The sequence below is a fragment of the Streptomyces sp. NPDC002276 genome, from assembly GCF_053891435.1.
This window is the reverse complement of the sequence record NZ_JBSFCQ010000003.1, coordinates 603,380-619,982: the sequence shown is the minus strand read 5'-3', so window position 1 is coordinate 619,982 and position 16,603 is coordinate 603,380. Positions and strand designations below refer to the sequence as shown.

Annotated in this window: 16 protein-coding genes; 13 read left to right on the top strand and 3 right to left on the bottom strand. The window is 69.3% G+C overall.

Features of this window, described 5'->3' with window-relative positions:
• Positions 1-2 precede the first annotated feature (2 nt).
• The 3 genes from ACWIHT_RS11530 to ACWIHT_RS11520 all read left to right on the top strand — a co-directional run bounded on the left by ACWIHT_RS11530 (position 3) and on the right by ACWIHT_RS11520 (position 2,858).
• On the top strand, positions 3-1,235 hold the full coding sequence (locus ACWIHT_RS11530; protein ID WP_456166887.1) for a sensor histidine kinase: 1,233 nt from the start codon (positions 3-5) through the stop codon (positions 1,233-1,235).
• 395 nt (positions 1,236-1,630) lie between these two features.
• The gene (locus ACWIHT_RS11525) at positions 1,631-1,927 is read left to right on the top strand and encodes a DUF4193 domain-containing protein (RefSeq protein WP_005481602.1); all 297 of its coding nucleotides are present in this window, start codon (positions 1,631-1,633) and stop codon (positions 1,925-1,927) included.
• Positions 1,928-1,940: 13 nt separating this feature from the next.
• Positions 1,941-2,858, top strand: a complete 918-nt coding sequence (locus tag ACWIHT_RS11520; protein ID WP_456166885.1) for a hypothetical protein — start codon at positions 1,941-1,943, stop codon at positions 2,856-2,858.
• A gap of 20 nt (positions 2,859-2,878) precedes the next feature.
• On the opposite strand, the gene ACWIHT_RS11515 is transcribed toward ACWIHT_RS11520, so the two are convergent.
• Positions 2,879-3,343: a DUF3093 domain-containing protein gene (locus tag ACWIHT_RS11515; RefSeq protein ID WP_456166883.1), complete on the bottom strand. Its 465-nt coding sequence runs from the start codon at positions 3,341-3,343 to the stop codon at positions 2,879-2,881.
• Positions 3,344-3,401: 58 nt separating this feature from the next.
• Between ACWIHT_RS11515 and ACWIHT_RS11510 the strand changes: the two genes are divergently transcribed.
• The 8 genes from ACWIHT_RS11510 to ACWIHT_RS11475 all read left to right on the top strand — a co-directional run bounded on the left by ACWIHT_RS11510 (position 3,402) and on the right by ACWIHT_RS11475 (position 11,254).
• Positions 3,402-3,986, top strand: a complete 585-nt coding sequence (locus ACWIHT_RS11510) for a PaaI family thioesterase (protein WP_200716258.1) — start codon at positions 3,402-3,404, stop codon at positions 3,984-3,986.
• On the top strand, positions 3,983-4,504 hold the full coding sequence (gene dut, locus ACWIHT_RS11505; protein WP_456166881.1) for a dUTP diphosphatase: 522 nt from the start codon (positions 3,983-3,985) through the stop codon (positions 4,502-4,504). Before ACWIHT_RS11510 ends, dut begins: the two co-directional genes overlap by 4 nt.
• A 1-nt stretch (position 4,505) precedes the next feature.
• Positions 4,506-5,258, top strand: coding sequence for a DUF3710 domain-containing protein (locus ACWIHT_RS11500; protein ID WP_019072963.1), 753 nt, complete (start codon positions 4,506-4,508; stop codon positions 5,256-5,258).
• Positions 5,259-5,424: 166 nt separating this feature from the next.
• Entirely contained in the window at positions 5,425-6,606 is a 1,182-nt protein-coding gene (locus ACWIHT_RS11495) for an alginate lyase family protein (protein WP_456166878.1), read from the top strand.
• A 164-nt stretch (positions 6,607-6,770) separates the two neighbouring features.
• On the top strand, positions 6,771-9,347 hold the full coding sequence (locus tag ACWIHT_RS11490) for an ATP-binding protein (RefSeq protein WP_456166876.1): 2,577 nt from the start codon (positions 6,771-6,773) through the stop codon (positions 9,345-9,347).
• On the top strand, positions 9,344-10,027 hold the full coding sequence (locus tag ACWIHT_RS11485; protein ID WP_019072966.1) for a response regulator: 684 nt from the start codon (positions 9,344-9,346) through the stop codon (positions 10,025-10,027). Before ACWIHT_RS11490 ends, ACWIHT_RS11485 begins: the two co-directional genes overlap by 4 nt.
• Before the next feature lie 45 nt (positions 10,028-10,072).
• The gene (locus tag ACWIHT_RS11480; RefSeq protein WP_359610063.1) at positions 10,073-10,471 is read left to right on the top strand and encodes an OB-fold nucleic acid binding domain-containing protein; all 399 of its coding nucleotides are present in this window, start codon (positions 10,073-10,075) and stop codon (positions 10,469-10,471) included.
• Positions 10,472-10,474: 3 nt separating this feature from the next.
• Positions 10,475-11,254 carry a DUF3159 domain-containing protein gene (locus tag ACWIHT_RS11475; RefSeq protein WP_456166874.1) on the top strand — a complete coding sequence of 260 codons (780 nt, stop codon included), beginning with the start codon at positions 10,475-10,477 and terminating at the stop codon, positions 11,252-11,254.
• Between the two features lie 99 nt (positions 11,255-11,353).
• Here ACWIHT_RS11475 and ACWIHT_RS11470 read toward each other — a convergent pair whose 3' ends face one another.
• On the bottom strand, positions 11,354-12,031 hold the full coding sequence (locus ACWIHT_RS11470; RefSeq protein WP_456166872.1) for a potassium channel family protein: 678 nt from the start codon (positions 12,029-12,031) through the stop codon (positions 11,354-11,356).
• Positions 12,031-12,702, bottom strand: a complete 672-nt coding sequence (locus ACWIHT_RS11465) for a potassium channel family protein (RefSeq protein ID WP_456166870.1) — start codon at positions 12,700-12,702, stop codon at positions 12,031-12,033. The genes ACWIHT_RS11470 and ACWIHT_RS11465 overlap by 1 nt, the downstream gene beginning before the upstream one ends.
• Positions 12,703-13,083: 381 nt before the next feature.
• Here ACWIHT_RS11465 and ACWIHT_RS11460 point away from each other — a divergent pair, with 381 nt between their 5' ends.
• Positions 13,084-15,135 carry an APC family permease gene (locus tag ACWIHT_RS11460; protein ID WP_456166868.1) on the top strand — a complete coding sequence of 684 codons (2,052 nt, stop codon included), beginning with the start codon at positions 13,084-13,086 and terminating at the stop codon, positions 15,133-15,135.
• Between the two features lie 98 nt (positions 15,136-15,233).
• Positions 15,234-16,562: a class I SAM-dependent RNA methyltransferase gene (locus ACWIHT_RS11455; protein WP_456166866.1), complete on the top strand. Its 1,329-nt coding sequence runs from the start codon at positions 15,234-15,236 to the stop codon at positions 16,560-16,562.
• Positions 16,563-16,603: the final 41 nt, after the last annotated feature.

Below are 16,603 nucleotides of genomic sequence, written 5' to 3'. Positions count from 1 at the left end.
CCGTGGCGACGACCCCCGCGCCTCCCCAGGCGCCCCCGAAGCCCACGTGGGACCCCAGAAGGCCCGAACCGCCGTTCCCCTGGCTGCGCCCCACCATCCGCATAAGGCTCACGCTGCTGTACGGCGGGATGTTCCTGATCGCCGGGATACTGCTGCTGTCGATCATCTACCTGCTCGCCGCGCACGCGCTGAACGTGGGCAGTGAGCTGCCCTTCAAGGTCATCTCCGGCTCGGTCGGCAGCGGCACCTGCAACTTCCCGTCCGAGCCGTCGGCGACCACGCTCAACAACGCGATGAACCAGTGCGTCAACGAACAGCGCCAGCACGCGCTGGACGACCTGCTCAGCCGCTCCCTGCTGACCCTGCTCGGTCTCGCGATCATCGCCTTCGCCTTCGGGTACGCGATGGCGGGCCGGGTGCTGTCCCCGCTGGGCCGGATCACCCGGACCGCCCGCGCGGTGGCCGGCTCGGACCTGTCCCGCCGGATCGAGCTGGACGGCCCGGACGACGAGCTCAAGGAACTCGCGGACACCTTCGACGAGATGCTGGACCGGTTGCAGCGGGCCTTCACCGCCCAGCAGCGTTTCGTGGGGAACGCCTCGCACGAGCTGCGCACCCCGCTGGCGATCAACCGCACGCTCCTGGAAGTGCACCTGTCGGACCCCGGGGCCCCTGTCGAGCTGCAACAGCTCGGCAAGACGCTGCTCGCCACCAACGAGCGCAGCGAGCAGCTCGTCGAAGGCCTGCTGCTGCTGGCCCGCAGCGACAACCAGATCGTCGAGCGCAAGCCCGTGGACCTCGCGGAGGTCGCCGAGCAGGCCGTCGACCAGGTGCACGGGGAGGCGAGCGCGAAGAACGTGGTCATCCGGGGCGAGCGCAAGCCCGTCGTCGTCCAGGGCAATGGCGTCCTGCTGGAGCGGATCGCCCTGAACCTCGTGCAGAACGCGGTGCGGTACAACGTGCCGGAGGACGGCTGGGTCGAGGTCACCACCGAGGTCCAGCACGGTCATGCGGTGCTGATCGTCTCGAACACGGGTCCGGTGGTCCCGGCGTACGAGGTCGACAACCTCTTCGAGCCCTTCAGACGGCTGCGTACGGAGCGAACGGGCAGCGACAAGGGTGTGGGCCTGGGTCTGTCGATCGCGCGCTCTGTGGCGCGGGCGCACGGTGGCCATATCTCGGCCCAGCCTCGCGAGGGGGGTGGGCTCGTGATGCGAGTCACCCTGCCCATCTGAGATCATGTCGCCGACACACGAGGATGTTCGCTTTGCGCGGAATTTTCTGGCCGCATCTCCGGCACTCTTGTGTGTGATCGATCACAAGCACGATTTTCGGGGCATCTACTCTCCGTGATCATGCACCCTGTCGGAAAGCCGGGAAAATCCGGGTTTTCAGGGGTCTTGATCACGGGAAGTACACGGTGAGGTGCCTTTGAAGAGCGGCATGAGGACCGTGTACGGTCCCCTTCGCCATCCAAGCCGATCACTCTTGAGGGGTCCGGTTGGGTGTCGATTGAGTAACAGACCTTGATGTGAGGCAAAATCTCCGCCTCAGGTCGGGCACAAGTCCGGCCTCTCACGCGTTACGTGCGCTGGAGACACCGCAGACACCCAGAGGGGGAGAGCGCGACATGGCAACGGATTACGACACCCCACGCAAGACCGACGACGACGTCGACTCGGACAGCCTTGAAGAGCTCAAGGCGCGTAGGAACGACAAGTCGACTTCCGCAGTGGACGTCGACGAATTCGAGGCGGCCGAGGGCCTCGAACTGCCCGGAGCGGACCTCTCGAACGAAGAGCTGGCCGTCCGGGTGCTGCCCAAGCAGCAGGACGAGTTCACTTGCATGAGCTGCTTCCTGGTGCACCACCGCAGCCAGCTGGCCCGCGAGAAGAACGGCCAGCCGATCTGCCGCGACTGCGACTGAGGAGGGGTCGGCCGTGACTGGCTCGACCCCACCCTGGAAGCGCCGCTCCCGCCCGTCGGGAGCGGACGAAGGGCCGACAGACGGTCCTCATGGCGCGCGTGACGACGAGCGGGGCTCATCCGAACAGGGATCAGCCTCGCTCGAACCGGCGGCCGACCGGGCTGACCTCCTGGTGCCCGCCGACGTTCCCGCAGCCGCCCCCGTCGCCAAACGACGGGTGGCGGTGATCCGGGACAAGGCCAAGGAAGGCGTCCGTAAGGGCGGCAGCCGGGCCAGGGCCGGTCTGGCGTACCTCGCCGACCGAATCATCGACATCGCCCCGAGGATCCCCGTACGGGACCTTGAGGCGCTTCGGCGGCAGTTCCCGGGTCTCGGCCCCGAGCAGCTCGCCGACAAGCTGGTGGCGGGCGCGGCGAACGCGACGTCGACCGTCGGCGCCGGAATCGGTGCCGCGGCGATGCTGCCCGTGCCACCCGCCATGCCCACCGAACTGGCCGCCGAGATCACCGGTGTCGCCGCGATCGAGCTGAAGTTGATCGCCGAGCTGTACGAGGTCTACGGCGTCCGTCCGCCCGGCGACCTGAGACAGCGCAGCACCGCGTATCTGAACTCCTGGTCCGGGGAGCGCGGTATCGACGTGACCAAGCCGTCGACCATGAGCGCCGCGCTGAACGGCCACATGAAGCGCGAACTGCGCCAGCAGATCATGAAACGCATGGTCCGCGACCTGCCGAACCTGATGCCCTTCATGGTCGGCGCCGCCGTCGGAGCGGTCATGAACCGCCGGGACACCAAGAAGCTCGCCGAACGCATCCGCAAGGACCTGCGCAAGGCCCAGGTGCCCTGGGACGCGCTGCCCGAACTCCCGCCCCTGGAGACCCCGCCGGACCCGCTCAGAATGGGCGAGATCCCCAAGGAACTCGGCCGCTAGAGGACCGGAGGGGGCTGGTCCTAGACGGCTGCCGCCCGTGCCGCCTTCAGAGCCTCCGCCAGCCGCTCCGGCTCACGCGTCGACAGGTACAGGTACGGTGTCGGGTCGGCCGGGTCGGTGACCTCCACGCGCAGTGCCGTGGGGATGTAGGAGCGCAGCAGCAGGAAGGCACGGGTGTCGGCCTTGTAGGTGCGCCAGGCGCGGGCCTCCTCCGGGTCCAGGATCTCCGCCTCGCCCAGGGCCGTCACCGGGATCTTCGCCTCGCCGGCGATCAGCGAGTCGCCCACGATCCGGATGCGGAGCGAGCCGTAGGAGCTGGCCATGACCGCGGCGAACGCGGTGCCGCCGACCAGGCCGCCGAGCAGCGGCAGGGTGCCGAAGGGCAGCAGGATCAGGGCGAAGGAGACGCCGACCAGGAACGAGATGAACCACCACGAACGGGGGGCGGTGAGGCGCTCGTCGTAGGGGGAGGCGGAAAGCTGCATGAAGCCAAGCTTGGCACGGTGTCCGGAACCTACCGACGCGCGGGTAAGGTCTGCGGCTGTGAGTGGTACTTCTCCAGCTCTTAAGCCTCCGTCCGACGCCGTGAAACCGGTGCGGCACCCTGACGCGCCCGCGCCCGGTGAGTTGCTGGGTGCCCACTACGAACAGTGTTTCGGGTGTGGCGGCGACCAGCCGCACGGGCTGCATCTGGCGGCGCGGGCCGGCGAGGGCGTGACCATCACCGCCGAGTTCACCGTGCGGGCCGCCCACCAGGGCGCCCCGGGCCTCGCGCACGGCGGAGTGCTCGCCAGCGCGCTGGACGAGACCCTCGGCTCGCTGAACTGGCTGCTGCGGACGATCGCGGTGACCGGCCGCCTGGAGACCGACTTCGTGCGGCCGGTGCCCGTGGACACCGTGCTGTACCTGGAGGCCGAGGTGACGGCGGTGGCCGGGCGGAAGATCTACTCGACCGCCACCGGACGCATCGGCGCCCCCGACGGGCCGGTCGCCGTCCGCGCGGACGCGCTTTTCATCGAGGTGAAGGTCGACCACTTCATCGACAACGGCCGCCCGCAGGAGATCCGGGCCGCCATGGACGACCCGGACCAGGTCCGGCGTACCCGTGCCTTCGAGGTGAACCCGTGAGCAGTGGCCGTAGTCCCCTGGACGTACTGATCCGGCGCGTCGACCCCGACGTACCGCTTCCGTCGTACGAGCACCCCGGTGACGCGGGCGCCGATCTGCGGACCACCGAGAGCCGGGAACTGAAGCCGGGTGAACGGGCCGTACTGCCCACGGGGGTGTCTGTCGCGCTCCCGGAGGGGTACGCGGCCTTCGTGCACCCTCGTTCGGGGCTCGCCGCCCGCTGCGGTGTCGCCCTAGTGAATGCCCCGGGGACGGTTGATGCCGGGTACCGTGGGGAGATCAAGGTGATCGTGGTGAATCTCGACCCGTACGAGTCGGTACGGTTCGAGCGCTTCGACCGGATCGCCCAGCTGGTCGTCCAGCAGGTCGAGAGGGTCCGCTTCCAGGAGGTCGCGGAACTTCCCGATTCGGCGCGGGCCGAGGGGGGCTTCGGGTCCACCGGCGGTCACGCCGCCGTGGGCGCCACCACGGGTGGGAATCGATACGCTTCGGTCGTATCCGACCGGGAAGGACAGTGACGTGTTCGGACGTCGCAAGAAGGGCACTGCCGCCGAGGACGCGGCGAGCGAGGCCGAGCAGGTCGTCGACGACGTCGACACTGAGGCGGACGCGGTGGAGCGCGTGAGGCTCGAACCGGAGCCCCGCCCCGACGGACCCTGGGACGACTCGGAGGTCGGCGATCCCGCCGAGGGCCGGGTGGACCTGGGCGGTCTGTTCGTGCCGGGAGTCGACGGCATGGAGTTGCGGGTGGAGGTCGCGGGTGACGCGATCGTCGCCGCCACCGTGGTCCTCAAGGACAGCGCCATCCAGTTGCAGGCCTTCGCCGCCCCCAAGCGCGAGGGCATCTGGGGCGAGGTCCGCGAGGAGATCGCCAGCGGCATCACCCAGCAGGGCGGCATCGTCGACGAGGTCGAGGGGCCGCTGGGCTGGGAGCTGCGCGCGCAGGTTCCGGTGCAGTTGCCGGACGGCACGGGCGGTTTCCAGGTGGTGCGGTTCGTCGGTGTGGACGGTTCGCGCTGGTTCCTGCGCGGGGTGATCTCCGGGCAGGGCGCGGTGCAGCCGCAGGCGGCCGGTCTGCTGGAGCAGATCTTCCGGGACACCGTCGTCGTGCGCGGCGAGGGCCCGATGGCGCCCCGCGACCCGATCGTCCTGAAGCTGCCGAACGACGCCCAGATGGTTCCCGAGGGCGTCCAGCAGGAGGAGGCGGGTTCCCGCTTCTCCGGCGGCATGGGCCAGTTGCAGCGCGGACCGGAGATCACCGAGGTCCGCTAGCAGGTCAGCAGGAACAGACAGACACGAAAGGGTCGTACCCCTCCCGGGGGTGCGGCCCTTCGTCGTGCGCGCACTCTTGACGGCGTATTGGTCTGTACCTATGGTCTCGGCTCAACGCCCAGGTTCATCAGGGTGCTCTTTGTTCACATACAAGAACGGAGTCACCGTGCGCCGCGCTGCCCTGCTCTCCGTCGTCACCGCGCTGGTCCTGGGCTTCTTCGCCCAGCCCGGCGCCACCGTCACCGCCCAGGCCGCCCCCACCACCTTCGTCCATCCCGGAGTCGACGTCTCCAGGAGCCAACTGGACTTCGCCCGCACCGAGGCCCTCGCCGACGCCCAGCCCTGGAAGGGCGCCTACGACCAGATGATGGCCAGCTCCTACGCCAGCCTCAGCCGGACCCCGAAGCCCAGAGCCGTCGTCGAGTGCGGCTCGTACTCCAACCCCAACTACGGCTGCACCGACGAACGCGAGGACGCGATAGCGGCCTACACCGACGCGCTCGCCTGGTACATCACCAAGGACGCGCGCTACGCCCAGAAGTCCATCGAGATCATGGACGCCTGGTCGGCCACGATCACCAGCCACACCAACAGCAACGCGCCCCTCCAGACCGGCTGGGCCGGAGCCTCCTGGCCCAAGGCCGCCGAGATCATCAAGTACACGTACACCGGGACATGGACCAACTCGGCCCGCTTCTCGACCATGCTCCGCAACGTCTACCTCCCCGAGATCATCAACGGCTCCAATTCCAACGGGAACTGGGAGTTGACGATGATGGACGCCGCGATCGGCATCGCCGTCTTCCTTGAGGACAGGACGTCGTACGACAAGGCCATGGCGCTCTTCCGGACGCGGACGGCCGCGTACATCTACCTGGCCTCGGACGGCAGCGTGCCGAAGACCGTGCCGAGCCAGAACCTCGACACCACGGCGAAGATCGTCAGTTACTGGCAGGGCCAGTCGACCTTCGTCACCGGGCTCACCCAGGAGACCTGCCGCGACTTCACGCACACCGGGTACGGCCTCTCCTCGATCTCGCACGTCGCCGAGACCAGCCGGATCCAGGGCACCGACCTCTACGGCACCGACGTGGGCGAGCGGCTGCGGCAGGCGCTCGGGTTCCAGGCCAAGTACCAGCTGGGGACGGCCGTGCCGAGCTGGCTGTGCGGCGGGTCGCTGACCCTCGGGCTCGGGCCCGTCACCGAGGTCGGCTACAACGCCCTGCACAACCGCCTGGGCATCGCCATGACCAACACCCAGACGCTCACGCTCAACAACCGCCCGGCCGGTACCAACAACCTCTTCGTGGCCTGGGAGACCCTCACCCACGGCGACAACCCCAACTGAGCACCGCCACGCCCTGATGTCCGTACGGGTGCCATACGGGTGCCGTACGGGCATCAGGGATGTGTCAAAGACGTCCCGGACCAGGCTCGCCACTCCTTTTGTCGGACTTATTGGCCGTAAAGTCGACGCTGCGTACACGGGTGTGACGGGAAGACAATGGGGCCATGGGACGCGGCAAGCTTCGGATCTACCTCGGTGCGGCACCGGGCGTCGGCAAGACGTACGCCATGCTGTCCGAGGCCCACCGCAGGGTGGAGCGGGGCACCGACTGCGTGGTCGCCTTCGTGGAGCACCACGGCCGGGCCCGCACCGAGGTGATGCTGCACGGCCTGGAGCAGGTCCCGCGCGCGGAGCTGGCCTACCGGGGCACCGTCTTCACCGAGATGGACGTCGACGCCGTACTGCGCCGGGCCCCCGCCGTCGCCCTGGTGGACGAACTCGCCCACACCAACATCCCGGGCTCCCGCAACACCAAGCGCTGGCAGGACATCGAGGAACTCCTCGCCGCCGGCATCGACGTGGTGTCGACCGTCAACATCCAGCACCTGGAGTCCCTCGGCGACGTCGTCGAGTCGATCACCGGAGTGCGCCAGCAGGAGACCGTGCCGGACGAGGTCGTCCGCCGGGCCGACCAGATCGAGCTGGTCGACATGTCGCCACAGGCGCTGCGGCGACGGATGGCCCACGGCAACATCTACAAACCGGACAAGGTCGACGCGGCCCTCTCGAACTACTTCCGCCCCGGAAACCTCACCGCCCTGCGCGAGTTGGCCCTCCTGTGGGTGGCCGACCGGGTGGACGAATACCTCCAGGAGTACCGCAGCGAACACCAGGTCTCGGCGATCTGGGGCTCGCGCGAGCGGATCGTCGTAGGGCTGACCGGCGGTCCCGAAGGGCGGACGCTGATCCGGCGGGCCGCGCGGCTCGCCGAGAAGGGGGCCGGCGGGGAGGTGCTCGCCGTCTACATCTCCCGCAGCGACGGCCTGACATCGGCCTCCCCGAAGGAACTGGCCCAACAGCGCACCCTGATCGAGGATCTCGGCGGCACCTTCCACCACGTAGTGGGCGACGACATCCCGGCCGCGCTGCTCGACTTCGCGCGCGGGGTGAACGCCACCCAGATCGTCCTCGGCTCCTCGCGCCGCAAGACCTGGCAGTACGTCTTCGGGCCCGGCGTCGGCACCACGGTCGCCCGCGAGTCCGGTCCCGACCTGGACGTCCACATCGTCACCCACGAAGAGGTCGCCAAGGGGCGCGGACTGCCGGTGGCCCGGGGCGCGCGACTCGGCCGGGCCCGGATCGTCTCGGGCTGGCTCGTCGGTGTCGTCGGACCGGTGGGCCTCGCGCTCCTGCTGAACGCGATCCACCTCGGGCTCGCCAACGACATGCTGCTGTTCCTGTCCCTGACCGTCGCGGCGGCGCTGCTCGGCGGACTGCTGCCGGCACTGGTCTCGGCGGCCCTCGGGTCGTTCCTGCTGAACTACTACTACACGCCCCCGCTGCACCGGCTGACCATCGCGGACCCCAAGAACATCGTCGCCATCGCGATCTTCGTCGGCGTCGCCGTGTCCGTGGCCTCCGTCGTCGACCTCGCCGCGCGGCGCACCGAGCAGGCCGCCAGGCTGCGCGCCGAGTCCGAGATCCTGTCCTTCCTCGCGGGCAGCGTGCTGCGCGGCGAGACCAGCCTCGAAGCGCTCCTGGAGCGGGTCCGGGAGACCTTCGGCATGGAGTCGGTGGCACTGCTGGAGCGCAAGAGCGACGTCGACCCCTGGACCTGCGCGGGCCGGGTCGGCGTCGGGGTGCCGCTTGAGCGGCCCGAGGACGGCGATGTGGACATGCCGGTCGGCGACCACATGGCCCTCGCGCTGACCGGCCGCGTACTGCCCGCCTCCGACCGCCGGGTGCTGGCCGCCTTCGCCGCCCAGGCCGCCGTCGTACTGGACCGCAGACGCCTCCGCGAGGAGGCCGACCAGGCCCGGGCCCTCGCCGAGGGCAACCGCATCCGTACGGCCCTCCTGGCGGCCGTGAGCCACGATCTGCGGACGCCCCTCGCCGGCATCAAGGCGGCCGTTTCGAGTCTGCGCACCGACGACGTGGCCTGGTCCGAGGAGGACCGGGCCGAACTGCTGGAGGGCATCGAGGCGGGCGCCGACCGGCTCGACCACCTCGTGGGCAACCTCCTCGACATGTCCCGCCTCCAGACCGGCACGGTGACCCCGATCGTCCGGGAGATCGACCTCGACGAGGTGGTGCCCATGGCGCTGGTCGGGGTCCCCGAGGGCAGCGCGGAACTCGACATCCCGGAGACGCTGCCCATGGTCGCCGTCGACCCCGGGCTGCTGGAGCGGGCGGTGGCCAACCTGGTCGAGAACGCGGTCAAGTACAGCCCGTCCGACCGACCCGTCCTGGTGTCCGCCAGCGCCATCGCGGACCGCGTGGAGGTCCGGGTGGTCGACCGCGGCCCCGGAGTCCCGGACGAGGCCAAGGACCGCATCTTCGAGCCCTTCCAGCGCTACGGCGACGCCCCGCGCGGTGCCGGAGTCGGGCTCGGCCTCGCCGTGGCGCGTGGCTTCACCGAGGCCATGAACGGCACCCTGAACGCCGAGGACACACCCGGCGGCGGCCTCACCATGGTCCTCACGCTCCGCGCGGCGAAACCATTGGAGCTCGCGCCGGAGGACAGTGCCGTAGAAGACGGGCATGACGTGAAAGACGTACAACCGGAAAGGCAGGTCTCATGACCAGGGTCCTCGTGGTCGAGGATGAGCCGCAGATCGTGCGGGCCCTCGTGATCAACCTCAAGGCGCGGAAGTACGAGGTCGACGCGGCGGCCGACGGGAAGACCGCGCTCGATCTCGCCGCCTCCCGCCACCCCGACGTGGTCGTCCTCGACCTGGGGCTGCCCGACATGGACGGCGTCGAGGTGATCAAGGGGCTGCGGGGCTGGACCCGGGTGCCGATCCTGGTGCTGTCCGCCCGGCACTCCTCCGACGAGAAGGTCGAGGCACTGGACGCGGGCGCCGACGACTACGTCACCAAGCCCTTCGGCATGGACGAACTGCTGGCCCGGCTGCGGGCCGCCGTGCGCCGGGCCGAGCCCACCGGGGGCGGCGAGGACGACGTCCTGGTCGAGACCGAGGAGTTCACCGTCGACCTGGCCGCCAAGAAGGTCCAGCGCGACGGCCGGGACGTACGGCTGACCCCCACGGAGTGGCATCTGCTGGAGGTGCTGGTGCGCAACACCGGGCGGCTGGTCAGCCAGAAACAGCTGTTGCAGGAGGTGTGGGGGCCGTCCTACGGGACCGAGACGAACTACCTCCGCGTCTACATGGCACAGCTTCGGCGCAAGCTGGAGACGGACCCCGCGCACCCGAAGCACTTCATCACGGAGCCCGGGATGGGCTACCGGTTCGAGCGCTGACGACGTGGGTACGTCGCTGTCGGTGGACCCCGGTACGCTTCAGATATGAGCGCTGTCTCCCGTTCCGAAAAGCCGGCCGGCCGGTTCCGGCGCATGCTCGACCGGCTGTCCTCCTCGCAGGAGGACCTGGAGTCCGAGGAGCTGCGTGAGGACACCGAGACCGAGGGCTGTGTCCGGATCGGCGACTGCCACGACCGACAGATCGTGACGGTTACTGGTACCTTGCGCACGGTCACGCTGCGCCCGCGGGCCGGAGTCCCGGCCCTGGAGGCCGAGTTGTTCGACGGCTCCGCCGCCCTGGACGTGGTGTGGCTCGGCAGGCGTTCCATCGTGGGCATAGAACCGGGACGCAAGCTGATCGCGTCCGGCCGGATCTCCATGAGCAGAGGCCGCCGGGTGCTCTTCAACCCGAAATACGAACTGAGACCCCTCGGACGGGAGTAGCCGGTGACGTCGCTCGACAAGCCGACCACAGAGACCGTGGACGCCGAAGACACCGAGCAGGACGTCCGGGCGGTGACCGAGGCGGCCCTCTTCGAGGCGTTCGGCGGGCTCCGCGGCATGATCGAAACGGTCCTGCCCGGCCTCCTCTTCGTCACCATCTTCACGATCAACAAGGACCTGCACTGGTCGGCGATCGCCGCCCTCGCCGTGTCCCTGGTGCTGGTCGTGGTCCGCCTGGTGACGCGCGACACCGTCAAGCACGCCTTCAGCGGTGTCTTCGGCGTCGCCTTCGGTGTCGTCTTCGCGATGATGACCGGCAACGCGAAGAACTTCTACCTCCCCGGCATGCTCTACACGCTGGGCCTGGCGCTGGCCTACATCATCACGACCCTCGCGGGCGTCCCCCTGATCGGCCTGATCCTCGGCCCGGTCTTCAAGGAGAACCTCTCCTGGCGCACCCGCAACCCCGGCCGCAAGACGGCCTACGCCAAGGCCAGTTGGGCCTGGGGCCTGATCCTGCTCGCCAAGTGCGCGATCCTGTTCCCCCTCTACTGGTGGGCCAACACGGCTCAACTCGGCTGGGTCCTGGTCGCGTTGAAGATCCCGCCCTTCCTGCTGGCCGTCTGGCTGACGTGGGTCTTCCTCGCGAAGGCACCCGCCCCCATCGACGTGTTCGCGGAGATGGAGGCGGAGGAACAGGCCGAGAAGGAACGCAAGGCGGCGGCCGAGGCCTCGGGCGAGGACCAGGACGTCACGTCGGGACGGCACCGTCGCGACGCGTAGCGTGCGCTTCTTTGGCTACGACGATCTACGCCGATCCACGACGAGGAGGGGCGCCCTGAGATCTCAGGGCGCCCCTCCTCGTCGTAGACGACTGCCGGACTAGCTCGCCGCGTCGTCCCGGCGTACCGACAACAAGTCCTCCAACTGCTCCTCGCGCGCCTGGGCCGCCACGAACAGCAGTTCGTCGCCCGCCTCCAGGGAGTCCTCGCGGGTCGGGGTCAGGACGCGGGTACCTCGGATGATCGTGACCAGGGAGGTGTCCTCGGGCCATTCCACGTCGCCGACCTGGGTGCCCGCGAGGGCGGACTCCTCGGGGAGGGTCAGTTCGACGAGGTTCGCGTCGCCGTGGCTGAAGCGGAGGAGGCGGACCAGGTCGCCGACGCTCACCGCCTCCTCGACCAGGGCGGACATCAGACGGGGCGTCGAAACGGCCACATCCACACCCCAGGACTCGTTGAAGAGCCACTCGTTCTTGGGGTTGTTGACACGGGCGACGACGCGCGGGACGCCGTACTCCGTCTTGGCGAGAAGGGAGACGACGAGGTTGACCTTGTCGTCGCCGGTCGCGGCGATCACCACGTTGCAGCGCTGGAGCGCCGCCTCGTCCAGGGACGTGATCTCGCAGGCGTCGGCCAGCAGCCACTCCGCCTGCGGGACCCGCTCGACCGAGATCGCGGTCGGGGCCTTGTCGATGAGAAGGATCTCGTGACCGTTCTCCAGCAGCTCACCGGCGATCGAACGTCCGACCGCTCCGGCTCCGGCAATGGCGACCCTCATCAGTGACCGCCCTCCTCTTCGGGACCCTTGGCGAACGCCGCCTCGACCTTGTCGACCTCGTCCGTGCGCATCATCACGTGCACGAGGTCGCCCTCCTGCAACACGGTCTGCGAAGAGGGCAGCATCGCCTCGCCGAGACGGGTGAGGAACGCCACGCGGACGCCCGTCTCCTCCTGCAACCTGCTGATCTTGTGCCCGACCCAGGCGGCCGAGGCGTGCACCTCGGCGAGCTGGACGCCGCCGGTGGGGTCCCGCCACAGCGGCTCCGCGCCCGAGGGCAGCAGCCGGCGCAGCATCTGGTCGGCGGTCCAGCGGACCGTGGCGACGGTGGGGATGCCCAGGCGCTGGTAGACCTCGGCACGGCGGGGGTCGTAGATACGGGCCGCGACGTTCTCGACGCCGAACATCTCGCGGGCCACCCGCGCGGAGATGATGTTCGAGTTGTCACCGCTGGAGACGGCCGCGAACGCGCCCGCCTCCTCGATGCCCGCTTCGCGCAGCGTGTCCTGGTCGAAGCCGACCCCGGTGACCCGGCGACCGCCGAATCCCGGGCCCAGCCGACGGAAGGCGGTGGGGTCCTGGTCGATCACGGCGACCGTGTGCCCCTGTTGCTCCAGGGTCTGGGCGAGAGCGGAACCCACTCTGCCGCAGCCCATGATGACGATGTGCACGACCGTCCTTCCGGTGTCCTGAAATCAATGCTCAGCCCCATCAGGGTCTCAGACCGAGGCCAAAGTACACACGTCCGGCCCTTCCGGGGCACCCCTGTGCGTCAGCGGCGCCCGATGCTGCGCACACTGGCCAGGGTGAGGATTCCGAGGCCGACCAGGGCGGCGACGGCGCCGATCAGCTCTGCGGTCGAGGGCATGGAACCTCCAGGGGGCGGGCGGGAGCGGGGTTTTGTCATATAGACACGGAGTCGCCACTCCCGACGGAATCCGCAACTCCACTCGTCACCGATTTCACCCGTGAGGCAGATGAGAGGCAGATGACATGGCTCAGGCAGGTGGCGAGTAGAGGATCGCCTGTTCGAAGGCCTACGATCCTCTGTTGTGTCCAAACTGACCGACGTGCCCAAGCGCATCCTCATCGGGCGCGCACTGCGCAGCGACCGGTTGGGCGAAACGCTCCTGCCGAAGCGCATCGCACTCCCCGTCTTCGCTTCCGACCCGCTGTCCTCCGTCGCGTACGCGCCCGGCGAGGTGCTGCTGGTCCTCTCCATCGCGGGCGTGTCGGCCTACCACTTCAGCCCCTGGATCGCGCTCGCGGTCGTGGTGCTGATGTTCACCGTGGTCGCCTCCTACCGGCAGAACGTCCACGCCTACCCCAGCGGCGGCGGCGACTACGAGGTGGCCACCACCAACCTCGGCCCCAAGGCCGGCCTCACCGTCGCCAGCGCCCTGCTGGTCGACTACGTCCTCACCGTCGCCGTCTCGATCGCCTCCGGCATCGAGAACCTCGGCTCGGCGATCCCGTTCGTGGTCGAGCACAAGGTGATCTGCGCGGTCGCCGTAGTGGTGCTGTTGACCCTGATGAACCTGCGCGGGGTCAAGGAGTCCGGCTCGCTGTTCGCGATCCCGACCTACGTCTTCGTCGCGGGCGTCTTCGTCATGATCGCGTGGGGCGCCTTCCGCGGACTGGTCCTCGGCGACACCATGCGCGCGCCGACCGCGAGTTACCACATCAAGGCCGAGCACCAGGGCCTCGCGGGTTTCGCGCTCGTCTTCCTGATGCTGCGCGCCTTCTCCTCCGGCTGCGCGGCCCTCACCGGCGTCGAGGCGATCTCCAACGGCGTCCCGGCCTTCCGCAAGCCCAAGTCGAAGAACGCGGCGACCACCCTCGCCGCGATGGGCATCCTGGCCGTGACGATGTTCTGCGGGATCATCGCCCTCGCCATGACGACCAAGGTCCGCATGGCCGAGAACCCCGCCACCGACCTCCTCCACAACGGCGTCGCGATCGGCTCGGGCTATGTCCAGAACCCGGTGATCTCCCAGGTCGCCGAGGCGGTGTTCGGCAAGGGCAGCTTCCTGTTCGTGGTCCTAGCCGCGGCCACCGCGCTGGTCCTGTTCCTGGCCGCCAACACGGCGTACAACGGCTTCCCCCTCCTCGGCTCGATCCTCGCCCAGGACCGCTACCTCCCACGCCAGCTGCACACCCGCGGCGACCGCCTGGCCTTCTCCAACGGCATCGTGCTGCTCGCCGGCACCGCCACCCTGCTGATCGCGATCTACGGCGCCGACTCGACCCGCCTGATCCAGCTGTACATCGTGGGCGTGTTCGTCTCCTTCACCCTCAGCCAGACCGGCATGGTCCGGCACTGGAACCGCCACCTCGCCACCGAGAAGGACCCCGCCAAGCGCCGCCACATGGTCCGCTCGCGCGCGATCAACACGTTCGGCGCGTTCTTCACGGGTCTCGTCCTGGTCGTCGTCCTGGTCACGAAGTTCACGCACGGCGCCTGGGTGGCGCTGCTCGGCATGTGCATCTTCTACGCCACGATGACCGCGATCCGTAAGCACTACGACCGGGTCGCCGAGGAGATCGCGGCCCCCGAGGGCCCCAGCGACGACAGCCTCCGCCCGTCCCGTGTCCACTCGGTCGTCCTGATCTCCAAGATCCACCGCCCGGCGCTACGGGCCCTGGCCTACGCCAAGTTGATGCGCTCGGACACCCTGGAGGCGCTCAGCGTCAACGTGGACCCGGCCGAGACCAAGGCGCTGCGCGAGGAGTGGGAGCGGCGCGGGATCGACGTACCGCTGAAGGTCCTCGACTCTCCGTACCGCGAGATCACCCGCCCGATCATCGAGTACGTGAAGGGCCTGCGGAAGGAGTCGCCGCGGGACGCCGTCTCCGTGATCATCCCCGAGTACGTCGTCGGCCATTGGTACGAGCACCTGCTGCACAACCAGAGCGCGCTCCGCCTGAAGGGCCGGCTGCTGTTCACGCCGGGCGTGATGGTGACGTCGGTGCCGTACCAGCTGGAGTCCTCGGAGGCGGCGAAGAACCGCGCGCGCAAGCGGCAGGAGTGGAGCGCGCCGGGTGCGGTGCGGCGAGGTCCCGCGGAGGAGCGGCACAGCGAGTCGACGAAGTCGAAGCTCTAGCCGGGACGGCTTTGTGGTGAGCGGTCGGGCAGGGCCCACGTAGACTGGTGGGCTGTTGTCCGGCCGTTCCCCCTTTGACGTTGTGGAGTCACCCCGCCATGCAGGCAGAACCGAAGAAATCGCTGGTGGGGGAGGAGTACGAGGTCGAGGTGGGCCCCGTCGCCCATGGCGGGCACTGCATCGCCCGTACGGACGAGGGCCAGGTGCTGTTCGTCCGGCACACGCTGCCCGGTGAGCGAGTGGTCGCCCGGGTCACCGACGGCGAGGAGGGCGCGCGGTTCCTGCGCGCCGACGCCGTGACGATCCTGGAGGAGTCCAAGGACCGCGTCGAGGCGCCCTGTCCCTACGCGGGCCCTGGCCGCTGCGGCGGCTGCGACTGGCAGCACGCCAAGCCCGGCGCCCAGCGCCGCCTCAAGGGCGAGGTCATCGCCGAGCAGTTGCAGCGGCTCGCGGGGCTCACGCCCGAGGAGGCCGGCTGGGACGGCACGGTGATGCCGGCCGAGGGCGACAAGCTGCCCGCGGGGCAGGTCCCGCAGTGGCGCACGCGCGTGCAGTACGCGGTGGACGTCGACGGCAACGCCGGTCTGCGCAAGCACCGTTCGCACGAGGTCGAGCCCGTCGAGCACTGCATGATCGCGGCGCCGGGCATCAGCGAACTGGGCATCGAGGAGCGCGACTGGTCCGGCATGGCATCGGTCGACGCGATCGCGGCGACGGGCTCCCAGGACCGCATGGTGATCCTGGAGCCCCGCCCTGGAGCCCGCCTCCCCCTGGTCGAACTCGAACGCCCCGTCTCCGTCATGCGCGTCGAGGAGCACGACGGAGGCATCCACCGCGTCCACGGCCGCGCGTTCGTCCGCGAGCGGGCCGACGGCCGTACGTACCGCGTCGGCAGCGGCGGCTTCTGGCAGGTCCACCCGATGGCCGCGGACACCCTCGTCAAGGCCGTCATGCAGGGCCTGCTGCCGCGCAAGGGCGACATGGCGCTCGACCTGTACTGCGGCGTAGGCCTTTTCGCCGGTGCGTTGGCCGACCGCCTCGGCGACAAGGGCGCGGTCCTCGGCATCGAGTCCGGCAAGCGGGCCGTCGAGGACGCGCGGCACAACCTCGCCGGGTTCGAACGGGTACGGATCGAACAGGGCAAGGTCGAGAGCGTGCTCCCGAAGACGGGGATCAGCGAGGTCGACCTGATCGTCCTCGACCCGCCGCGCTCCGGGGCCGGCAAGAAGACGGTGGAGCACTTGTCGTCACTGGGGGCGCGGAAGATCGCGTACGTGGCGTGCGATCCGGCGGCGCTGGCTCGGGACCTGGGGTACTTCCGGGACGGGGGGTATCGGGTGCGGACTTTGCGGGCGTTCGATCTGTTTCCGATGACTCATCATGTGGAGTGTGTGGCTGTGTTGGAGCCGGTGGCGAAGAGCTCCTGACCGACAAGGCCGGGTGAGGCTTCGTCCGCCGCGTCGGGTGG

Coding starts and splice junctions, on each gene's coding strand:
- ACWIHT_RS11490 (WP_456166876.1), top strand. CDS start 6,771: ATGGGACGCGGCAAGCTTCGGATCTACCTCGGTGCGGCACCGGGCGTC.
- ACWIHT_RS11525 (WP_005481602.1), top strand. CDS start 1,631: ATGGCAACGGATTACGACACCCCACGCAAGACCGACGACGACGTCGAC.
- ACWIHT_RS11480 (WP_359610063.1), top strand. CDS start 10,073: ATGAGCGCTGTCTCCCGTTCCGAAAAGCCGGCCGGCCGGTTCCGGCGC.
- ACWIHT_RS11515 (WP_456166883.1), bottom strand. CDS start 3,343: ATGCAGCTTTCCGCCTCCCCCTACGACGAGCGCCTCACCGCCCCCCGT.
- ACWIHT_RS11455 (WP_456166866.1), top strand. CDS start 15,234: ATGCAGGCAGAACCGAAGAAATCGCTGGTGGGGGAGGAGTACGAGGTC.
- ACWIHT_RS11470 (WP_456166872.1), bottom strand. CDS start 12,031: ATGAGGGTCGCCATTGCCGGAGCCGGAGCGGTCGGACGTTCGATCGCC.
- ACWIHT_RS11485 (WP_019072966.1), top strand. CDS start 9,344: ATGACCAGGGTCCTCGTGGTCGAGGATGAGCCGCAGATCGTGCGGGCC.